Origin of the sequence: Herbiconiux moechotypicola, assembly GCF_024979255.1 — a bacterium.
GTDB lineage: Bacteria > Actinomycetota > Actinomycetes > Actinomycetales > Microbacteriaceae > Herbiconiux > Herbiconiux moechotypicola.
The window spans coordinates 210,003-229,718 of sequence record NZ_JANLCN010000006.1 but is presented as its reverse complement, the minus strand read 5'-3'; the positions used below and the strand labels follow the sequence as shown (position 1 = coordinate 229,718).

The window sequence follows — 19,716 nt, the reverse complement described above, 5'->3', positions numbered from 1 at the left end:
GTGGTGGTGCGGTGGGTGGTCTGGGTGGGGCCGGATGCGCGGGGCGGGGCGGGGCCGGATGCGGGCGGGCGGGATGCAGGGCGGGCGGCGCTCAGGCCACGACCGCGGCGCTGTCCTCGGGGGTGTCGACGTCGGCCGGGAGGGCGCCGGTGATGAGGCCCACGACGATCTCCGGGGTGACGTCGGCCACGTTGCGGGTGGCGATGGTGCGGCCGAGGCGCATCACCGTGATGCGGTCGGCGACGGTGACGAGCTGCTGCATGTTGTGGCTCACCAGGATGACGCTCACGCCGTGGTCGCGGAGGCGCCCGATGAGGTCGAGCACCTGGGCCGACTCGCGCACGCCGAGCGCGGCGGTGGGCTCGTCGAGGATGACGATTCGGCGCCCCCAGAGCAGGGCGCGGGCGATGGCGAGGCACTGGCGCTGACCGCCGGACATGCCCTTCACCGACACGTTCACCGACTGGATGCCCACGCCGAGTTCGGCGAGCACCTCGCGCGAGCGCTTGCGCATGCCGCGGTCGTTGACCACGTTGAGCAGGCGCAGGAACGGGTTGCTCGAGAGGTCTTCGCGCCCGAGGTACACGTTCTGCACGGCCGACATGGTGTCGACCAGCGCGAGGTCTTGGTAGACGGTCTCGATGCCGGCCTCGAGCGCGTCGGAAGGCCGGCGGAAGGTGACGGGCTTGCCGTCGACCGCGATCGAGCCGCCGTCGGCCACCACGGCCCCGGAGAGGATCTTGAGGAACGTGGACTTGCCGGCGCCGTTGTCGCCGACCAGGCCCATCACCTCGCCCCGACGCAGCTGCATCGAGGCGTCGGCGAGCGCGACGACGGCACCGTAGCGGCGGGTGATGTGGCGCGCGTCGAGAGCGATCTCGGGGCCGGCGGGAGTGGCGGCCGTGGCGTCGGCCGGGGTGTTCGCAGTCATCGGGCAACCTCGTCGTTGGAACCTAAAACGTTCTATATAAAACGTTACAAGTAAGAGTGACACGACACCCCGACCCAACGCAAGCACAAAAGTGAATCGATATTCCGGGCGGCGGATCCAGCCACCCGACACCGGCCGCGTCTAGCCGTTGAGGATGGCGACCAGCCCGAACGAGACGGCCCCGAAGCCGAACATCATCACCGTCGCCCCACCCGTCTGGATGCGCCTGGCGAGCACCGGCAGATCCCGATCCGCGAGACCGGAGCGCCGCTTCGCGATGCGGGTGGCGATCCGGCGCGCGAGCACCAGCACCACGATCCCGAACAGGAGAACGATCCCGCCGAGCATGATCGACAGCGTGATCACCAGATGGGCCACCCCGATGGCGATCAGGCCGAACCCGACGATGGCTGCGGTGCGGGTGGGGTTCCCGCGCGACACCTTTGATCTGGAGGCGGAAGGGTCGTCACCACAGGTCGACATCCCAGGGGAGCTCCGCACGGTGGGCGACGGTGGAGATGTCCCTGAGGGAGACGAACGCGATCCGCTTAGTGCCCGCGGCCGGGATGATTCGCTGGAGCGCCGCGATGACGTTGACGTCGACCCAACCGAGGTACTGGGGCAAGGATCTGGAGCGCCGGACGATGAAGGGCACCACCACGAACCAACTCACGAAGGCCAGAGGGAGCACGACCCACAACAGAACCCCGTGGACCACCGCGAGGACGCCTGTGGCGGCAACCTTCTGGGCGGTCCGCTTCTCGGGCACCCCACGCGACATGCCCTGAGACTATCGCCCGACGTGGACGGATGACCGTCACGACCGATCCTGCCCCCGCAGACAAGAACCCCGACCGGATGTGCTTCCGGTCGGGGTTCTCATGAAATCGATTGGTGGACCCGAGGGGATTCGAACCCCTGACCCCCTGCATGCCATGCAGGTGCGCTACCAGCTGCGCCACGGGCCCAGGTGCTGAGCGGGCCGATCTGTGGAACAGAATGCGACCGATTCAGTCTGGGTGTTGTTTCTGATCTCTCGGAAACAACTCGTCTAGCCTACTACATCTCGGAGGCCGCTTCGACCACCAGGGGCACGACCGGGCAGTCCTTCCAGAGGCGCTCGAGCGAGTAGTACATGCGGTCCTCCTCGTGGAAGACATGCACGACGATGTCGCCGAAGTCGAGCAGCACCCAGCGACCCTCCGCGAGACCCTCGCGACGGATGACTTTGGCGCCGGCCTCGGCGAGGCGGTCCTGGATCTCCTCGGCGATGGCGACGACGTTGCGCTCGTTGCGACCGGAGGCGAGGAGGAACACGTCGGTGAGGGGCAGCGGGCCCGACACGTCGAGGGCGACGAGGTTCTCGGCCTGCTTGGAGTCGGCCGCGCGGGCGGCGATCTGGGCGAGTTCTTGGGCGTGGGTGGAAGCAGTCACGAAGACTCTCTGGTCGCGGGTCAGAACACCCGGAAGACGAACACGGCGAGCAGCAGGCTGACGACGCCGACGGCGAGGACGCCCGCGGTGATGGCGAGCACGACGGGCGCGTTGGCACGCGCACGCTTGGGAGGGGTGATGAGAGAGGTCGACGAGGTGTTCGTGCTGATGGCACGAGCAGCGCTCACCGGCGCCACATCGGAGCCCGGGGTCTCGACCTCAGACCGGTCGAGCAGGGCGTCGAGGTCGTTCGACTCGAGGCCGGATGCGGGGGCACCGAGGGCGCCGAAGCTCGGGGGAAGGTCGATCGAGCCGGTGATGATGACCTCGCCGGTCTCGTCGAGCGCCGTGCCGACGTCGTTCGATCCGGGGATGGTCGGCAGCACGAGCGCGCTCGTCGTGGAGATGGAGTTCGCCGCGGCGGTGTTGCGCAGCGACAGCAGGTCGTCGAACGACGATGCGGGCGAGGCCGGCTGACCGGAGGCCGGTGCCGACGGACCCTGGAAGACAGGCGCGAGCGGCGGGGTCGACTCGGCCGCCGCGGCGGCAGCGGGCTCGTCGAACACGATCTCCTCCACCACGGCGCCCTCGGTGCCCGGGGCGTCGTCGGCGACGGTGACCGCCTCGAGGTGCTCACCGGTCTCATCGACCGCCAGAGACGCGGCGCCGACCGGAACCACGTCGATGAGCGGTGCGGTGTATGGGGCCGGCTCGGAGTCGTCGACCGCGTCGTCGTCGATGATGGTCTCCATCGCCACGGTCTCGAGCAGCACGGGCTCCGCTACTGGGGCCTCGGTCTCGCTGGAGGGAACTGCCTCGACCGCGGGCTCCTCGACGGAGGGCGCCTCCGCGGTCTCGCCCGCATCCGGAGCGTCGTCGACGACCGGTGCCGCCTGCTGATGACGTAGCGCCCGACGTGAGGGAACACCGGTGTCGGCCACCGCGACACCTGCCGCCGCAGCCTCGGCCGCTTCGCGCTCGGCGTCGGCCTTGCGCGCGGCCTCCGCCTCTTCGGCGGCCTTGGCATCGGCCTCGCGCTCCTTGCGCGGCTTCTGCCGTTCCATTTCACGTAGCTGGCGCCGTGTCAGCGGCTGCTCATCGTGCGACAAACTCATTCAACACTCCGATATAGATGGTGCTTGGTGATGTACTGAACGACACCGTCGGGTACCAAGTACCACACCGGAAAACCCCGGCCGACCCGGCCGCGACAGTCAGTGGACGAGATCGCGAGCGCTGGGACTTCCAAATAGCTTACGTCCTGGCGGGGCAAAGACGAAATGGCGAGAGTGTGACCGGGCCGTGAGACCGCCACGAAATGGGCGAGAGACCACAGGTCGTCGACGTCTTTCCAGTTGAGGATCTGCGCGATCGCGTCGGCCCCCGAGATGAAGAACAGGTCGGCATCCGGATGCGCGGCCTGCAGGTCGCGCAGCGTGTCGATGGTGTAGGTGACGCCCCCGCGGTCGATGTCGACCCGGCTCACGGTGAAGCGGGGGTTCGACGCGGTGGCGATGACCGTCATGAGGTAGCGGTGCTCGGCCGAGGAGATCGGCTCCTTGTGCCAGGGGCGCCCCGTGGGTACGAACACCACCTCGTCGAGCTCGAACGACGTGGCCGCCTCGCTCGCGGCCACCAGGTGGCCGTGGTGGATGGGGTCGAAGGTGCCACCCATCACACCGATTCGCCGCCGGCGCGGCGTGGCGCCGTGCGCCTCGCCCGTCTCGGGCGGATCGATCCTCATCCGCCGGTGCTAGTGATCCGCACCGGTTCGGTCGGCGTGCCCGTGCACGTCGTGCGTGGCGGCGTACTTGGCCGACTTCTGCGGGTGCCGGTTGGCCACGTTGCGGTAGCTCCAGGTGATGAGCGCGAGAGCGATGAACACCACGGCGGCCACGATGCCGAACACGATCGGCGGGAACGGCAGCTCGATGGGCACGTCGACGGCCTCCATGACACTCACCAGAACTGACATCTCATCTCCCGTACTCGTGGAACCCTCCTACAGTACCGCTAAGCACGGTACTGACTCGACCTCAGCTCGCCGCCGCGCCGAGCCGGGCGGTGGATGGGGCGCCGGACTAGGCGCGGTACTGGCCCGAACCCCGCACCAGCCACTTCGTGCTGGTGAGCTCGGGCAGCCCCATCGGCCCCCTGGCGTGCAGCTTCTGCGTGGAGATGCCCACCTCGGCCCCGAACCCGAACTCGCCGCCGTCGGTGAACCGCGTGGAGGCGTTCACCATCACCACCGCCGAGTCGACCTCGTTGAGGAAGCGCTCCGCGTTGCCCAGGTCGTTCGTGATGATCGACTCCGTGTGGTGCGTCGACCAGCGCCGGATGTGCTCCATCGCCTGGTCGAGGTCGCTCACCACGCGCACGGCGAGGTCGAGGCTCATGTACTCGGTCGCCCAGTCGTCCTCGGTGGCGGGCACCGCGGCGGGGAAGAGCGCCCTGGTGGCCTCGTCGCCGTGCACGGTGACCCCGGATGCGGCCAGCCGCTCCAGCACCGGGCCCAGCAGGCGCTCCGCGGCCGCCTCGTGCACCAGCAGCGTCTCGAGGGCGTTGCACACGCTCGGTCGCTGCACCTTGGCGTTGTGGACGATGTCGACCGCCCACTGCTCGTTCGCCGACTCGTCGAGGAAGACGTGCACCACCCCGGCACCGGTCTCGATGACGGGCACCTTCGACTCGGTGACCACGGTCTCGATCAGCTGCGCGCTGCCTCGGGGCACCAGCACGTCGACCGCGCCGCGCGCCTGCATCAGCCGCCTCGCACCATCGCGGCCGAACTCGTCGATGGTCTGCACCGAGGCGGCGGGCAGACCCGACGCGGCCAGCGCATCCTGGATCACCCGCACCAGCACCCGATTGGTGTTCTCGGCCGCGGACCCGCCACGCAGCACGACCGCGTTGCCACTCTTCAGCGCGAGCGCGGCGATGTCGACCGTGACGTTGGGGCGGGCCTCGTAGATGGCGCCGACGACGCCGAAGGGCACGCGCACCTGATCGATGCGCACGCCGTTGGGGAGGTTGCGGCCCCGGATGCTCTCCCCCACGGGGTCGACGAGGCCGATGATCTCGCGCACGGCGGCGGCCAGCGACGTCACCCGGGCAGCGTCGAGCCGGAGACGGTCTTGCAGGGCGGCGGAGAGGCCGTTCTCGCGGCCGTTCGCCAGGTCGAGGTCGTTGGCCGGCACCACCTCGGGCGCAGCCGTCTCGATCGCGGCGGCGATGGCCTCGAGAGCACGGTTCTTCTGCTCGGTGGTGACGGTGGCGAGCACGATAGACGCCGCCCGGGCGGCCTCGAGCTTCTCGTCGAATCCGGTGGGCAGGGTGGTCGTGACGTCGAGAACCTCAGGCATGCACCGATTCTACGGCCGCACCGCCGACATGCTGCCGGTCGGCGGGCTCGAGACGTCGGCCGGTTCGAACCAGGTGCCGATCGACTCGCCCGAGAGCGCGGCGGAGACGTTCGCGGTGGAGGTGATGAGCACCGCGGTGCCCGAGGCGGCCGCGAGACGGGCCGCCGAGACCTTGGTGCCCGCTCCCCCGGTGCCCACACCCGCCGCGCCGATGTCGCCGAAGGTGACGCCGGCGAGGTCGTCGCCGAGCGGCACGTCGGTGATCTTCACCGCTCCGGGCTCGAGCGGCGGGCGGGTGTAGAGCGCATCGACGTCGCTGAGCAGCACCAGCGCATCCGCCCCCACCAGCTGCGACACGAGTGCCGCGAGCCGATCGTTGTCGCCGAAGCGGATCTCGTGCGTGGCCACGGTGTCGTTCTCGTTGACGATGGGCAGGATGCGGAGACCGAGCAGCCGGTCCATGGCGCGCTGCGCGTTGGAACGGTGGGTGGGGTTCTCGAGGTCGCCCGCCGTGAGCAGCACCTGGCCGGCCACGATGCCGTAGCGGCGCAGGCTGTCCTGGTAGCGGAAGATGAGCACGTTCTGGCCCACGGCCGCCGCCGCCTGCTGCGTGGCGAGGTCGTTCGGGCGGGCGTCGAGCTGCAGATAGGGCATGCCCGTCGCGATGGCGCCCGACGACACGAGGATGACCTCGGTGCCGCGCGCGTGGGCCGCCGAGAGGGCGTCGACGAGCGGCTCGATCTGGCCCGCGTTGTCGCCGCTGATCGACGAGGAGCCGACCTTCACCACCACGCGCCTGGCCGTGGCGATGCCCTCACGGGAGGTGAGCCGGATGCGGGTCACGCGTTCTCCCCGTCGCCATCGCTCTCGTCGTCGGCCCAGAGCCCCGCGTCGCGCTCGCGCACGAGCTCGGCACGCGCCTCGGACTTGGCGTCCATGAGGTCGTGGTACTCCTCCCGCCGCTGGCCGGTGGTGCGGCGGCGGATGGGGTCGAGTCGCGGGTCGGAGCCGCGCGGGCTCGTGACCAGCTCGGCCGTGGAAGTGAGCGTGGGCTCCCAGTCGAAGACGATGCCGTTGCCCGCACCGATCACGACGGTCGACCCCGCCACGGCGCCCACGGCGAAGAGGCGGTCTTCGACACCGAGCTTGGCCAGGCGGTCGGCGAGGAAGCCGACGGCCTCGTCGTTGGTGAAGTCGGTCTGCTGCACCCAGCGCTCGGGCTTGGCCCCGAGGATGCGGTACACGTTGCCGTGGCTGCCACCCTCGACCTTGATGGTGAACCCCGCCTCGTCGACCGCCTTCGGGCGCAGCACGATGCGGCTGGGCGCGGGCTGCGACGCCGCCTCGACCCTGGCCTTCTCGACCAGCTCGGCGAGCGCGAAGGAGAGCGGGCGCAGGCCCTCGTGGCTGGCGGTCGAGATCTCGAACACGCGGTAGCCGCGCTCCTCGAGCTCGGGCTTGACGAAATCGGCCAGCTCGCGGGCCTCGGGCACATCGATCTTGTTGAGGGCGATGAGCTGCGGCCGCTCGAGCAGCGGCAGCTGACCGTCGGGCACGGGATAGGCGCCCAGCTCGCCGAGGATGACGTCGAGGTCGCTGAGGGGGTCGCGGCCGGGCTCGAGGGTGGCGCAGTCGAGCACGTGCAGCAGGGCGCTGCACCGCTCCACGTGACGGAGGAACTCCAGGCCCAGGCCCTTGCCCTCGCTCGCGCCCTCGATGAGGCCGGGCACGTCGGCCACGGTGTAGCGCACCGAACCGGCCTGCACGACGCCGAGGTTCGGATGGAGCGTCGTGAACGGGTAGTCGGCGATCTTCGGCTTCGCCGCCGACAGCGCCGCCACGAGGCTCGACTTGCCGGCGGAGGGGAAGCCCACGAGGGCGACGTCGGCCACGGTCTTGAGCTCGAGCAGCAGGTCGCCCTGCCAGCCCTCGGTACCGAGCAGCGCGAACCCGGGGGCCTTGCGCTTGGTGGTCGCGAGTGCCGCGTTACCGAGACCGCCGTGACCGCCCTCGGCGGCGAGGAAGCGCATCCCGGGTTCGGTGAAGTCGGCCAGCAGCTCACCGTCGGCGTCTTTGACCACGGTACCGACGGGTACGGTGAGCACGAGCTCGTCGGCATTGCCGCCGGAGCGGTTGTCGCCCATGCCCGGGCCGCCGTTCGCGCTCGACACGTGCGGGTGGCGGTGGAAGCCGAGCAGGGTCGTGGTCTGCGCGTCGCTGACGAGCACGATGTCGCCCCCGTGGCCGCCGTTGCCGCCGTCGGGGCCCGCGAGGGGCTTGAACTTCTCGCGGCGCACCGACACGCATCCGTTGCCACCGTCGCCCGCCTTGAGGTGCAGGGTGACATGGTCGACGAAGGTCACCATCTCGGTCGCCTCACGATCTCTCTGGGTTGGTTCCGGGGGTCCGGATGGGTTCACGGAGAGGGACTCTCCGGGTGGAACGACGATGGGCGGGCCGAAGCCCGCCCATCGTGAAGTACTGCAGGACCGCGATTACTCCGCGGCGGCTGCGACGATGTTGACGACCTTGCGGCCGCCCTTGTTGCCGAACTCGACCGAACCGGCGGCGAGGGCGAAGAGCGTGTCGTCGCCACCACGGCCTACGTTCACACCGGGGTGGAAGTGGGTGCCGCGCTGACGCACGAGGATCTCACCGGCGCTGACGACCTGGCCGCCGAAGCGCTTCACGCCGAGGCGCTGCGCGTTGGAGTCGCGACCGTTGCGAGTGGAGCTCGCACCTTTCTTGTGTGCCATCTGCCCTGCTCCTTACTTGATTCCGGTGACCTTGACGCGGGTGAGCTCCTGGCGGTGGCCCTGGCGCTTCTTGTAGCCGGTCTTGTTCTTGAACTTCTGGATGACGATCTTCGGGCCGCGGAGGTCTTCGAGGACCTCGGCGGTCACGGTGACCTTCGACAGCGACGCGGCGTCGGAGGTGATCTTGTCACCGTCGACGAGCAGCACCGCAGCGAGCTCGATGTTGCCGTCTTCGCCCGCCTGGACGCGGTCGAGGGTGACGATGGAGCCCACCTCGACCTTCTCCTGACGGCCGCCGGCGCGCACAACTGCGTAGACCAATTTCGTACCTAACTCTTCGGGGTGTTCGACAGCGCCAGGACGATCTCGGAACATCGGGATCTCCGCCGCTTGGAAGCCTTGGCGCTCACGGGAGCAGAGCTCCACGCACACCAGCGGTCAAGCTTACTCGATCACTGGTGGCCGGTCAAACCGGCGGCCGGGGTGCGATACTCGCACGGTGACCGTGCTGATCGACGTCCCCATCTGGCCCGCCCACGGTACCATCTGGGGCCACCTCGTCAGCGATGACTCGCTGGAGGAACTGCACTCGTTTGCCCGCGAGGCGGGACTGCCGGAGCGCGGCTTCGACCTCGACCACTACGACGTGCCTGTCGAGCGCTACGACGAGCTGGTCGCCGCGGGCGCGCATCCGGTGAGCAACCGAGAGCTGGTGGAGCGGCTCCGCGACAGCGGGCTGCGAGTGCGCGGCCGGGACAGGCCCCGCAAGCACTGAAGGCCTGAGCACTGAAGGCCTGAGCACTGAAGGCGTTGCGGGGCCAGAGGCTCAGGACTCGGACGAACCGGTCTCCACGGGAGCGGAGACCGCGGCCGTGCTGACCCGGCGGCTGCGCGAACGGCCCTGGCCGGGCTGCTTGGGCTCGGGAAGGGCGTCGAGCACCGAGTCGAGCAGCTGCGAGGCGTCGCGCGAGTTCACGCGCGGGGCGCGCTGGGTGCGCGCCACCGGGATGTCGAGGATGGCGACCGGCACCACGGGCTCGGCCGGCTCGGTGGCGGCGGGCTCGGCCGTGGCGGTGGGAGCGCTGGCCTTGGTGTCGTCCGCGGTCTGCGGCTCGGCGCTGGTCGCGCGCTCCGGGGCCACCTCCGGCTCCGTCGCGGCGACCGGAGCCGCCTCCGTCGCGGCCGCGGGCTCCGCCGTGGTCTCCCCTGTGCTCTGCCCTCCGGCGTTCGCCGCGTTCTCGGCCGCACGCGACTGGCGCGCCTTCCGGCGGCGGGCCGACCGGCTGGCCGCCTGCTCACCCGAGGGCGCGCCCGTCTCGGCGCCCGCATCCGGTGCACTCGGTTCGGAGACGGCGGCCGGAACCTCGGTGCCCGGCTCGCCCTGCGGACGCTGGGCCGGAGCCCCGGCGATCGTGCTGGCGGCGATCTGCGCCAGAGCGTTCTTGGCGTCGGCGGTGATGGAGTGGGTGCCGTTGGAACCCGAGGCCGACGCCGCACCCTGGCCGCCCGAGGAGCTGTTGCCGGCCGACGACCCGGAGCCGTTCCCGTTGCCGTTGCCGCCGCGCCCGCGGCGACCGTTGCCCGAACCGCCCGGGTTCGAACCGGCCGAACCACTGCCGCCGTTGCCGGAGCGGTGCTTCATCACCGGGTCGTGGTGCACGATGATGCCGCGCCCGGCGCACACCTCGCACGGCTCGCTGAACGACTCGAGCAGGCCCAGACCGAGCTTCTTGCGGGTCATCTGCACGAGACCGAGCGAGGTGACCTCGGCCACCTGGTGCTTGGTGCGGTCGCGCGAGAGGCACTCGATGAGGCGGCGCAGCACGAGGTCGCGGTTGGACTCGAGCACCATGTCGATGAAGTCGACCACGATGATGCCGCCGATGTCGCGCAGGCGCAGCTGCCGCACGATCTCCTCGGCCGCCTCGAGGTTGTTCTTGGTGACGGTCTCCTCGAGGTTGCCTCCGGAGCCGACGAACTTACCCGTGTTGACGTCGACCACCGTCATGGCCTCGGTGCGGTCGATCACGAGCGAACCGCCCGAGGGCAGCCACACCTTGCGGTCGAGGGCCTTCTCGATCTGCTCGGTGATGCGGAACTCGTCGAACGCGTCGCGCTCGCCCTCGTAGCGCTCCACGCGGTCGAGCAGGTCGGGCGCCACGGCGGTGAGGTAGTTCTCGATCGTGGCGCGTGCGTCGTCGCCCGAGATGACCATGCGGTGGAAGTCCTCGTTGAACACGTCGCGCACGATCTTGATGAGCAGGTCGGGCTCGGAGTGCAGCAGGTGCGGGGCGAGCTGCTTCGAGGCCTGCTCGCTGATGTGCGCCCACTGCGCGGTGAGGCGGTTGACGTCGAGCGTCAGCTGCTCCTCGGTGGCGCCCTCGGAGGCGGTGCGCACGATGACGCCGGCGCTCTCGGGCAGCACTTCCTTGAGGATGCGCTTGAGGCGCGCCCTCTCGGTGTCGGGGAGCTTGCGCGAGATGCCGTTCATCGAGCCGTTGGGCACGTACACGAGGTAGCGGCCGGGCAGCGAGATCTGGCTGGTGAGGCGTGCGCCCTTGTGACCCACCGGGTCTTTCGTGACCTGCACGAGCACGGTGTCGCCCGACTTGAGCGCGAGCTCGATGCGGCGCGGCTGCGAGCCCTTCTGGTCGGAGTTGCTCGCCGCGGCCTCCCAGTCGACCTCACCCGAGTAGAGCACGGCGTTGCGGCCGCGGCCGATGTCGACGAAGGCCGCCTCCATGCTGGGCAGAACGTTCTGCACACGGCCGAGGTACACGTTGCCGATGAGCGAGGCGTCCTGCGCCTTGGCGACGTAGTGCTCCACGAGCACGCCGTCCTCGAGCACGCCGATCTGGATGCGGTCGCTCTTGGCGCGCACGACCATCACGCGGTCGACGGCCTCGCGGCGGGCCAGGAACTCGGCCTCGGTGACCACCGCTCGGCGGCGGCCGGCGTCGCGGCCGTCGCGGCGGCGCTGCTTCTTGGCCTCGAGGCGGGTGGAGCCCTTCACCCGCTGCGGCTCGGTGATGAGCTCGGGCTCGCGCGGGGTGCGCACCTTGACGACGGTGTTGGCCGGGTCGCCCTCGCCGCCGCGGTTCTCGTCGCCGGAGCGGCGGCGCGAACGGCGGCGCACCGACCCCTCCTCAGGGGCGGCGGACTCGCGGTCGGGTCGCTGCGGCAGGTCGGGGAGCTCGGGCAGGTCGGGAAGGTCGGGCGCCTGGAAGAACAGCGAGGTGGTGCTGAGCGCCTTCTTCTCGGCGCTCTCCACCGGTGCGCTCCACGGCGCCGCGGCGCTGAAGGGCGCGAGACCGGGCTCGTCGTGGTCGAGCGCGAGGTGACCGGATGCGTCGGCCGCGGCCGCGACGTCGGGTGCCTCGGCGACGGGGTTGCCGGATGCGGCGGGCGACTCGACGGCCTCCTCGGCAGCCGGCGCAGTGTCAGCAGCCGGCGCAGTCACAGCAGCGGGCGCAGTGTCGGCAGCCGGCGCGGCCTCGGCGGTCACCGCGGGCTGCGGCTCCGTCTTCTTGGTGCTGCGGCGCCCGCCGAAGAGCGAGCGCTTGCGCTTGCCCGCTCCCTCTGCATTCCCGGTGTTCGTCGCCTCGTGGTCGTTGTGTGAATTGTTCTCCACCATCTCTGGTGCACTCCTTGCCAGCCGGGGGCTCGCGCCACCCGGCAGGTACTCTCAGAGCGAGGCGCCTCTCAGCGGTTCACGCTGCGCGGCCCACCTCGTCGATCTCTAGCTCCATGCGCCGCGTGGGCGTCATGCCCACCCGGATCGCTCTGTCTGTGAGCACACGGGGTGCTCGAATCGGGTCGGTGCCCGACAAGTCTTCGAGACCGATTATCGCACGCATTCTCAGATTGCTCGTGAGGGCACCGTGCAATAATCCGAACGTGACCCCCGCTCCGACCCGCACCAGGCGCCCCCTCGCGCTCGCGATCTTCCTCGTCGTGGCGGGCGCGCTCGGCTGGTGGGCGTCGTTCGACCTCACTCTGGAGCGCATCCAGACGCTCATCGACCCGAGCTACGTGCCCAGCTGCAACATCTCACCGCTGGTCACCTGCGGGCCCAACATGGCGAGCCCGCAGGGGTCCCTGTTCGGCTTCCCCAACCCGGTCATCGGCGTGGCGGCCTTCGTCGCCCCCATCGTCGTGGGCATGGCACTGCTCGCGGGCGCCCGCTTCGCGAAGTGGTTCTGGGTGCTCTTCAACCTCGGCATCGCGCTGGCGCTGTGGTTCGTGATCTGGCTGATGATCCAGTCGATCTTCGTGCTGGGCACGCTGTGCCCCTACTGCATGCTCGTGTGGAGCGTCGTCATCCCGCTGTTCTGGTACGTCACGGCGTACAACCTCAAGGAGGGCCACTTCGGCAACCGGGGTGCCAGCCGCGAGATCGCCCGCACCGTCTACCCCTGGGTCTGGACCCTCGTGCTCCTCAGCTACCTCGCGGTCGTCGTGATGGCCCAGCTCCGCCTCGACGCCATCACCACCATCCTCCGCACGCTCTGACCCGGTGCACCCACCGGGTCAGCCAGGCGGGATGCGCGGGTCAGGCGAACCAGAGGGCGAGCTCGCGGGCGGCGGACTCGGGCGAGTCGCTGCCGTGCACGAGGTTCTGCTGCACGGCGAGGCCCCAGTCGCGGGCGAGGTCGCCGCGGATGGTGCCGGGGGCCGCGGTGGTGGGGTCGGTGGTGCCGGCCAGCGAGCGGAAGCCCTCGATGACGCGGTTGCCCGCGATGCGGAGCGCCACGATGGGTCCGGACTCCATGAACTCGACCAGCGGCTCGTAGAAGGGCTTGCCCTGGTGCTCGGCGTAGTGCTCGGCGAGCAGCTCTCGCTCGGGCTCGATGAGCTTGATGTCGACGAGCTGGTACCCCTTCGCCTCGATGCGGCGGAGGATCTCGCCGGTGAGGTTGCGGGCGACGCCGTCGGGCTTGACGAGGACGAGGGTTTCTTCGACGTAGGTGGTCACGGTCGTCCAGCCTACCGGCCCGCGTCTGCCCACGTCTGCGCCACCTCACCTCTGCGCCACCTGACGCTGGTACGGTGGCGAAAGGCATGACCATGCACTTCACCTCTGAAAAGAGCCTCGACGCGGGCGTCACCGAGCGCGGATTCACCCTCGGTGAGACCTCCGGCATTCTCTGGACGCCGGCGGCGGCGTCTCCGTCCGCGCCGGTTCCCCTCATCCTGATGGGGCAACCCGGAGGGTTCGGGATGCGGCGGATGTACCCGCGCCTGGTGGCGCGAGCCCGCAACTCGGCGGCGTACGGCTTCGCCTCCGTCTGCATCGAGCCGCCAGGTGCGGGCGAGCGGGCCGCGCTGCCCGGCGCGGAGCAGGCGCGAGCGGACCTCCGCACCGCTCTCGCCCGGGGCGAGCGGCCCGGGGAGGACGTCGTCGATCGACTGATCCTCCCCCTCGTCGACCGGGCGGTGCCGGAGTGGCAGTCCACGCTCGACGAACTCCTGGTGCTTCCCGAGATCGGTGAGCGGGTCGGGTTCTCCGGCGGGGTGATCGCAATCGGGGTGCGCCTGGCCGCGGTCGACCCGCGGATCGTCGCGGCCGGCCTCTTCGCCGGGAGTTATGTGCCGCGCGAGACCATGGCGGAGGCGCGGCGGGTGACGATTCCGCTGCACGTGCTCCTGCAGTGGGACGACGAGGGCAACGACCGGCAGATGGCCCTCGACCTGTTCGACGCCTTCGCCTCGACGGAGAAGACGCTCTACGCCAACATGGGTGGCCACACGGGCGTGCCGCCGTTCGCGGGCGAGGACGCCGTACGCTTCTTCGCCCGGCATCTCGGCACGGCGGGCGACTGAGCGAGGGAAGTCACCGGCTCAGGCCTCGCTCGGGGCCTCGGTCTCGGCCTCCGCGGCGGCGAGGGCCGCCTTCTCACGGTCGATCTGGGCGCCCTTCACCATGGAGTACACCCACAGGCCGATGAAGATGACGGCGACGATCGCGAGCATCGGCACCAGGAAGCACGCCGCGACGATGACGGCCTGCAGGCCCCAGCCGAGCCAGTATCCCCAGCGGAAGCGCAGCAGCGGGATGGTCGCGATGAGGAGGATGCAGAGCGCCGCTCCCCCGCCCAGGGCGAACGGCGCCGGCAGCGCCTTGAGCCCGAAGATGACGAGCGCCGCGAAGAACATCATGATCGACTCGAAGCCGAGCACGATCGCGGCGAGGCTCTGCCGCACCGAGCCGCTCCTCATCGCTCGTCCTCCGGCGCGCCGCCGCCGAAGCCGTCGCCGCCCGCGCCGTTGCCGCCCGAACCCTCCTCGGGCTTCCAGCCCTCCTCGGCCGCCAGCGCGATCACCTCGCCGACCAGCGTGATCGACCCGGTCACGAGCACCGCGCCCTGCTCCGCGTCGGCCGCCAGCTCCCGCGCCGTCTGCAGCGCGTCGCGCAGCTCGACCTCCACCACGACCCGGTCGGCACCCGCCACCGCCACCACGGCGGAGGCGAGCTCGTCGGGGTCGATGGCGCGGTCGGACGACGAGCTGGTCACGACGAACTCGTCGACCACGGGGTCGAGCGCCCGGATGATGCCGCTCACGTCTTTGTCGGCCAGCACCGCCACGACGGCGATCACCTTGCCGAAGGAGAAGTACTCGCCGATCGCCTCGGCCAGCACGAGCGCGCCCCCGGGGTTGTGCGCGGCGTCGACCAGCACGGTCGGCTCCGTGCCCACGAGCTGCAGCCGGCCCGGCGAGGTGACGGTGGCGAGCCCCTCCGTGAGCACCTCCTCGGAGAGCGCCTGCGACCCGCCGCCGAGGAACGACTCCACCGCCGCCACGGCCACCGCGGCGTTGTGGCCCTGGTGGGTGCCGTACAGCGGCAGGAAGAGCTCCTCGTAGCGGCCCGCGAGCCCCTTGATCGTGACCAGCTGACCGCCCACGGCGACCGCCGACGACTCCAGCCGGAAGGCCGCTCCCTCGACCGCGATGGTCGACTCGGTCAGCTCTGCGGCCCGCTCGAGCTCGGCCAGGGCCTCGGGCGGCTGCACCGCGGTCACCACCTGCGCGGCGGGCTTGACGATTCCCGACTTGGTGCGCGCGATCTCGGCGACGGTGTTGCCGAGCCGTGCCGTGTGGTCGAGCGAGATGGGCGTGAACACCGCCACCTGCCCGTCGCCGACGTTCGTGGAGTCCCACTCCCCGCCCATCCCGACCTCGATCACGGCCACGTCGACCGGCGCCTCGGCGAACGACGCGAACGCGAGCACGGTGAGCGCCTCGAAGAAGGTCAGCCGAGGCTCGCCCGCCCCGGTGAGCTCGGCGTCGACGAGCTCGAGGAAGGGCTCGATGTCGCGCCAGTTCGCCGCCAGCGCCTCGTTGGTGATGGGCCTGCCGTCGATGACGATGCGCTCGTTCAGCCGCGTGAGGTGGGGGCTCGTGAACAGGCCGGTGCGGAGGCCGTAGGCCCGCAGGATGCTCTCGGTGATGCGGCTCGTGGAGGTCTTGCCGTTCGTGCCCGTGACATGGATGATCGGGTAGGCCCGGTGGGGGTCGCCCAGCAGCTCGACGACGCGCCGTGTGGCCGAGAGTCGAGGCTGCGGGGCCGCCTCGCCGAGACGCCCGAGCAGGGCCGCGTAGACCGCGTCGCCCTCCTCGACGAACTCGTCGGGGGCGTCGAGACCGACGGCGCCGAATTCACCCGCACCGAACTCACCGGCACCGAACTCGTCGTCGCCGAACTCGCCCGAGCGCGCGCGCTCCTCGTCGGGGTCGTCTGCCGGCGGCCCGAAGTCGCCGCCGAAGAAGCCGTCAGACATCGCGGCTCACCGCCTTCTTGGTCACCGCGATGACGAACTCGCCCGCGTTGGCGTACTTGCCGGCCTTCACCCGCGCGAGGTGGTCGGGCGTGTGCCCGGTCACCGCACCCAGCCACTCCGACGGCAGCACCTCGCGGTAGCCCTCGAGCGCCGGGGTCGCGGCGGGCGAGAACACGGCGAAATCGGTCGCGAGGGTCTCCCCCGCGATGTCGACCGCGCCGGCTCCGCCCGAAGCGCCGAAGCCACCAGGGCCCGCTGCCCGCACGGCCTCCGCATCGGCGTCGTCGAAGAACACCAGCTCGAGCGCGATGCGGTCCGACACCTCGAAACCGGCCGACTTACGCGCATCCTGAACCGCCCGGATGACGTCGCGCGCCAGACCCTCGGCCTCGAGCGCCGGGGTGAGGGTGGTGTCGAGCAGCACGAAACCGCCACCCGGCAGCAGCGCCAGCGCGCTGGACCGCCCGGCGGCGTCGGCCTCGTCGAGCGAGGCCTCCAGCACGAGCTCGTACTCGCCCTGCAGCAGCTCCACACCCCCGGCGGTCACGACACCGTTCGCCTCGTTCCAGTCACCGGTACGCGCCGCCTGGATCGCCTTCTGCACGCCCTTGCCGAGGCGGGGCCCCGCCACACGCGCGTTCACGGTGAGCTTCGAGGTGATGCCGAACTCGGCCGCGCTCGTGGCGTTCTGCTCCACCACGCGCACGCGCTTCACGTTGAGCTCGTCGCGCAGGATGCCCTCGAACTGCGCCAGCGAGTCCGCACCGTCGGCGACCACCGTGAGCTCGGCCAGGGGCAGGCGCACGCGCAGTCCGTTGAGCTTGCGGAGCGACAGCACGGTCGACGAGATGGAGCGCACCGCGTCCATCGTGTGCACCAGGCCGGGATCGGCCGGGAAGCGGTTCTGGTCGGGCCAGTCGGTGAGGTGCACGCTGCGCCCGCCCGTGAGCCCCTTCCACATGGCGTCGGAGACGAGCGGGATGAGCGGGGCCGCCACCCGGGTGACCGTCTCGAGCACGGTGAACAGGGTGTCGAAGGCGTCGCGGTCGTCGCCCGACCAGAAGCGGTCGCGCGAGCGGCGCACGTACCAGTTCGTGAGCACATCGGCGAAGTCGCGCAGCTTCGCCGAGGCGAGCGTCGCATCCAGGCCCTCGAGGTCGGCCGTGACCGACTGCACGAGTTCGCGCGTCTTGGCGAGCAGGTAGCGGTCGAGCACGTCGGTGGAGTCGGTGCGCCACGTGGCGTCATACCCCCCGGGTGCCGCGCTGTTGGCGTACAGGGTGAAGAAGTAATACGTGCTCCACAGCGGCAGCAGCAGCTCGCGCACGCCCTGACGGATGCCCTCCTCGGTCACCACGAGGTTGCCGCCCCGCAGCACCGACGACGACATGAGGAACCAGCGCATCGCATCCGAGCCGTCGCGGTCGAAGACCTCGGAGACGTCGGGGTAGTTGCGCAGCGACTTCGACATCTTCTGCCCGTCGGAGCCCAGCACGATGCCGTGGCTGATGACGTTCGTGAACGCCGGCCGGTCGAACAGCGCGGTGGAGAGCACGTGCATGACGTAGAACCAGCCGCGGGTCTGCCCGATGTACTCCACGATGAAGTCGGCGGGGCTGTGGGTGGCGAACCAGTCCTCGTTCTCGAACGGGTAGTGCACCTGCGCGAACGGCATCGAGCCCGAGTCGAACCACACATCGAACACGTCGGGGATGCGGCGCATGGTGCTCTTCCCCGTGGGGTCGTCGGGGTTGGGCCGGGTGAGCTCGTCGATGAACGGGCGGTGCAGGTCGGGCTCGCCGTCGCGGTTCAGCGGCAGGCGGCCGAAGTCGGCCTCGAGCTCGGCGAGCGAGCCGTACACGTCGACCCGCGGGTACTCGGGGTCGTCGCTCTTCCAGATCGGGATGGGCGAGCCCCAGTAGCGGTTGCGCGAGATCGACCAGTCGCGGGCACCGGCCACCCACTTGCCGAACTGCCCGTCCTTGACGTTCTCGGGCACCCAGTCGATCTGCTGGTTGAGCTCCTCCATGCGGTCGCGGATCGTGGTGACGCGCACGAACCAGCTCGAGACCGCCTTGTAGATGAGCGGGTTGCGGCAGCGCCAGCAGTGCGGGTAGCTGTGCTCGTAGCTGGCCTGGCGGATGAGCCGGCCCTGGGCCTTGAGCAGCTGGGTGAGCGGCTTGTTGGCGTCGAAGACCTGCAGGCCCTCGACCTCGGGCACGGTGGAGAGGAACCGGCCGCCGTCGTCGACCGAGATGATGACGGGGATGCCCGCCGCCTCGCAGACCTTCTGGTCTTCTTCACCGTAGGCGGGCGCCTGGTGCACGATGCCGGTGCCGTCGGTGGTGGAGACGTAGTCGGCCACGAGGATCTGCCAGGCGTTCTGCGTGCCCCACTTCTCGGTGTCGGCGTAGTGGTCCCACAGGCGGTCATAGGCGACACCCTCCAGCTGCCGGCCCGTGACGGTGCGCGAGATCGCGGCGACCGCCTCCTCGGCGGAACCGTAGCCGAGGTCTTTCGCGTACCCGCCCACGAGGTCGCGGGCGAGCAAGAACTCGGCCTCGTGCAACTCGTCGCCGAGACCGGGCAGTACGGCGTAGACGATGTCGGGACCGACCGCGAGGGCCATGTTGGTCGGCAGGGTCCAGGGCGTGGTCGTCCAGGCCAGGGCCCGCACACCGGTGAGGCCGAGGGCCTCGGCCCGGGAGCCGACGAGGGGGAAGGTGACCGTGACGGTCTGGTCCTGCCGCATCTTGTAGACGTCGTCGTCCATGCGCAGCTCGTGGTTGGAGAGCGGGGTCTCGTCTTTCCAGCAGTAGGGCAGCACGCGGTAGCCCTCGTAGGCGAGGCCCTTGCCGTGCAGCTGCTTGAAGGCCCACAGCACGCTCTCCATGAAGGTGATGTCGAGCGTCTTGTAGTCGTTGTCGAAGTCCACCCAGCGGGCCTGGCGGGTGACGTACTCCTGCCACTCCTTCGTGTACTGCAGCACCGACCGACGGCTCGCGGCGTTGAAGACCTCGACGCCCATCTCCTCGATCTGGCTCTTCTCGGTGATGCCGAGCTGCTTCATCGCCTCGAGCTCGGCGGGGAGACCGTGGGTGTCCCAGCCGAAACGACGGTCGACCTTCTTGCCGCGCATGGTCTGGAAGCGCGGGAAGACGTCTTTGGCGTAGCCCGTGAGCAGGTGCCCGTAGTGCGGCAGGCCGTTGGCGAAGGGCGGGCCGTCGTAGAACACCCACTCCGGGGCGCCCTCGCGGTGGCGGATCGACTCGCGGAAGGTGTCGTCGGCCTTCCAGAACGCGAGCACCCCCTGCTCGACCTCGGGGAAGCTGGGCGAAGGGACGACAGTGGAGAAGTCGTCTGAGTCTTTGGGGTACGTCATGATGCTCCTGGACGGCGGATGTGCTGCTGCCTGTTCCACGAGGACGGCCGCCGGGCTCGCGCCCCGCCAC

The 19,716-nt window shown here is 70.2% G+C and carries 20 protein-coding genes and 1 tRNA gene; 3 read left to right on the top strand and 18 right to left on the bottom strand.

What is annotated here, in order from left to right; translation table 11 throughout:
* Window positions 1–91: 91 nt before the first annotated feature.
* The 13 genes from N1031_RS11740 to rplU form a co-directional block, all read right to left on the bottom strand.
* Window positions 92–931: an ATP-binding cassette domain-containing protein gene (locus N1031_RS11740; RefSeq protein WP_259479820.1), complete on the bottom strand. Its 840-nt coding sequence runs from the start codon at window positions 929–931 to the stop codon at window positions 92–94.
* A gap of 141 nt (window positions 932–1,072) precedes the next feature.
* A complete protein-coding gene (locus N1031_RS11735; protein ID WP_259479819.1) occupies window positions 1,073–1,372 on the bottom strand; it encodes a hypothetical protein in 300 nt (99 codons plus the stop codon).
* 25 nt (window positions 1,373–1,397) lie between these two features.
* Window positions 1,398–1,712, bottom strand: a complete 315-nt coding sequence (locus N1031_RS11730) for a hypothetical protein (RefSeq protein ID WP_259479818.1) — start codon at window positions 1,710–1,712, stop codon at window positions 1,398–1,400.
* 111 nt (window positions 1,713–1,823) lie between these two features.
* Window positions 1,824–1,899 (bottom strand) — tRNA-Ala (locus N1031_RS11725).
* A gap of 91 nt (window positions 1,900–1,990) precedes the next feature.
* Complete coding sequence (rsfS, locus tag N1031_RS11720; RefSeq protein ID WP_259479817.1) at window positions 1,991–2,365, bottom strand: ribosome silencing factor; 375 nt, start codon at window positions 2,363–2,365, stop codon at window positions 1,991–1,993.
* Window positions 2,366–2,385: 20 nt separating this feature from the next.
* Window positions 2,386–3,429: a hypothetical protein gene (locus tag N1031_RS11715; protein ID WP_259479816.1), complete on the bottom strand. Its 1,044-nt coding sequence runs from the start codon at window positions 3,427–3,429 to the stop codon at window positions 2,386–2,388.
* 47 nt (window positions 3,430–3,476) lie between these two features.
* Window positions 3,477–4,109, bottom strand: coding sequence for a nicotinate-nucleotide adenylyltransferase (nadD, locus tag N1031_RS11710; RefSeq protein WP_259479815.1), 633 nt, complete (start codon window positions 4,107–4,109; stop codon window positions 3,477–3,479).
* 9 nt (window positions 4,110–4,118) lie between these two features.
* Entirely contained in the window at window positions 4,119–4,340 is a 222-nt protein-coding gene (locus N1031_RS11705) for a phage holin family protein (protein WP_259479814.1), read from the bottom strand.
* A gap of 106 nt (window positions 4,341–4,446) precedes the next feature.
* Entirely contained in the window at window positions 4,447–5,727 is a 1,281-nt protein-coding gene (locus tag N1031_RS11700; protein ID WP_259479813.1) for a glutamate-5-semialdehyde dehydrogenase, read from the bottom strand.
* A gap of 9 nt (window positions 5,728–5,736) precedes the next feature.
* A complete protein-coding gene (gene proB / locus N1031_RS11695) occupies window positions 5,737–6,561 on the bottom strand; it encodes a glutamate 5-kinase (RefSeq protein ID WP_259479890.1) in 825 nt (274 codons plus the stop codon).
* 5 nt (window positions 6,562–6,566) lie between these two features.
* Window positions 6,567–8,093, bottom strand: coding sequence for a GTPase ObgE (obgE, locus tag N1031_RS11690; protein ID WP_259479812.1), 1,527 nt, complete (start codon window positions 8,091–8,093; stop codon window positions 6,567–6,569).
* 129 nt (window positions 8,094–8,222) lie between these two features.
* Window positions 8,223–8,483, bottom strand: a complete 261-nt coding sequence (gene rpmA / locus N1031_RS11685; protein ID WP_259479811.1) for a 50S ribosomal protein L27 — start codon at window positions 8,481–8,483, stop codon at window positions 8,223–8,225.
* Window positions 8,484–8,495: 12 nt separating this feature from the next.
* Window positions 8,496–8,804, bottom strand: a complete 309-nt coding sequence (gene rplU / locus N1031_RS11680; protein WP_259479810.1) for a 50S ribosomal protein L21 — start codon at window positions 8,802–8,804, stop codon at window positions 8,496–8,498.
* A gap of 178 nt (window positions 8,805–8,982) precedes the next feature.
* On the opposite strand from rplU, the gene N1031_RS11675 reads away from it, so the two are divergent.
* On the top strand, window positions 8,983–9,258 hold the full coding sequence (locus tag N1031_RS11675; RefSeq protein ID WP_259479809.1) for a DUF4031 domain-containing protein: 276 nt from the start codon (window positions 8,983–8,985) through the stop codon (window positions 9,256–9,258).
* A 51-nt stretch (window positions 9,259–9,309) separates the two neighbouring features.
* Here the strand turns inward: N1031_RS11675 and N1031_RS11670 are convergent, their stop codons facing one another.
* Window positions 9,310–12,117 carry an Rne/Rng family ribonuclease gene (locus N1031_RS11670; protein WP_259479808.1) on the bottom strand — a complete coding sequence of 936 codons (2,808 nt, stop codon included), beginning with the start codon at window positions 12,115–12,117 and terminating at the stop codon, window positions 9,310–9,312.
* 263 nt (window positions 12,118–12,380) lie between these two features.
* Between N1031_RS11670 and N1031_RS11665 the strand changes: the two genes are divergently transcribed.
* Complete coding sequence (locus N1031_RS11665; RefSeq protein ID WP_259479807.1) at window positions 12,381–12,995, top strand: vitamin K epoxide reductase family protein; 615 nt, start codon at window positions 12,381–12,383, stop codon at window positions 12,993–12,995.
* A 40-nt stretch (window positions 12,996–13,035) separates the two neighbouring features.
* Here the strand turns inward: N1031_RS11665 and ndk are convergent, their stop codons facing one another.
* Window positions 13,036–13,458 (bottom strand): nucleoside-diphosphate kinase, encoded by a 423-nt coding sequence (gene ndk, locus N1031_RS11660; protein WP_259479806.1) that lies wholly within the window; start codon window positions 13,456–13,458, stop codon window positions 13,036–13,038.
* Between the two features lie 86 nt (window positions 13,459–13,544).
* Between ndk and N1031_RS11655 the strand changes: the two genes are divergently transcribed.
* Complete coding sequence (locus N1031_RS11655) at window positions 13,545–14,306, top strand: dienelactone hydrolase family protein (RefSeq protein WP_375163634.1); 762 nt, start codon at window positions 13,545–13,547, stop codon at window positions 14,304–14,306.
* Window positions 14,307–14,324: 18 nt separating this feature from the next.
* Here N1031_RS11655 and N1031_RS11650 read toward each other — a convergent pair whose 3' ends face one another.
* From N1031_RS11650 to ileS, 3 genes are read right to left on the bottom strand one after another with little or no spacing between them, the layout of a single operon-like run.
* Complete coding sequence (locus tag N1031_RS11650) at window positions 14,325–14,702, bottom strand: DUF4233 domain-containing protein (protein ID WP_259479805.1); 378 nt, start codon at window positions 14,700–14,702, stop codon at window positions 14,325–14,327.
* Entirely contained in the window at window positions 14,699–16,264 is a 1,566-nt protein-coding gene (locus tag N1031_RS11645) for a bifunctional folylpolyglutamate synthase/dihydrofolate synthase (RefSeq protein ID WP_259479804.1), read from the bottom strand. The genes N1031_RS11650 and N1031_RS11645 overlap by 4 nt, the downstream gene beginning before the upstream one ends.
* Window positions 16,257–19,646, bottom strand: a complete 3,390-nt coding sequence (ileS, locus tag N1031_RS11640) for an isoleucine--tRNA ligase (RefSeq protein WP_259479803.1) — start codon at window positions 19,644–19,646, stop codon at window positions 16,257–16,259. The genes N1031_RS11645 and ileS overlap by 8 nt, the downstream gene beginning before the upstream one ends.
* Between the last annotated feature and the right edge of the window lie 70 nt (window positions 19,647–19,716).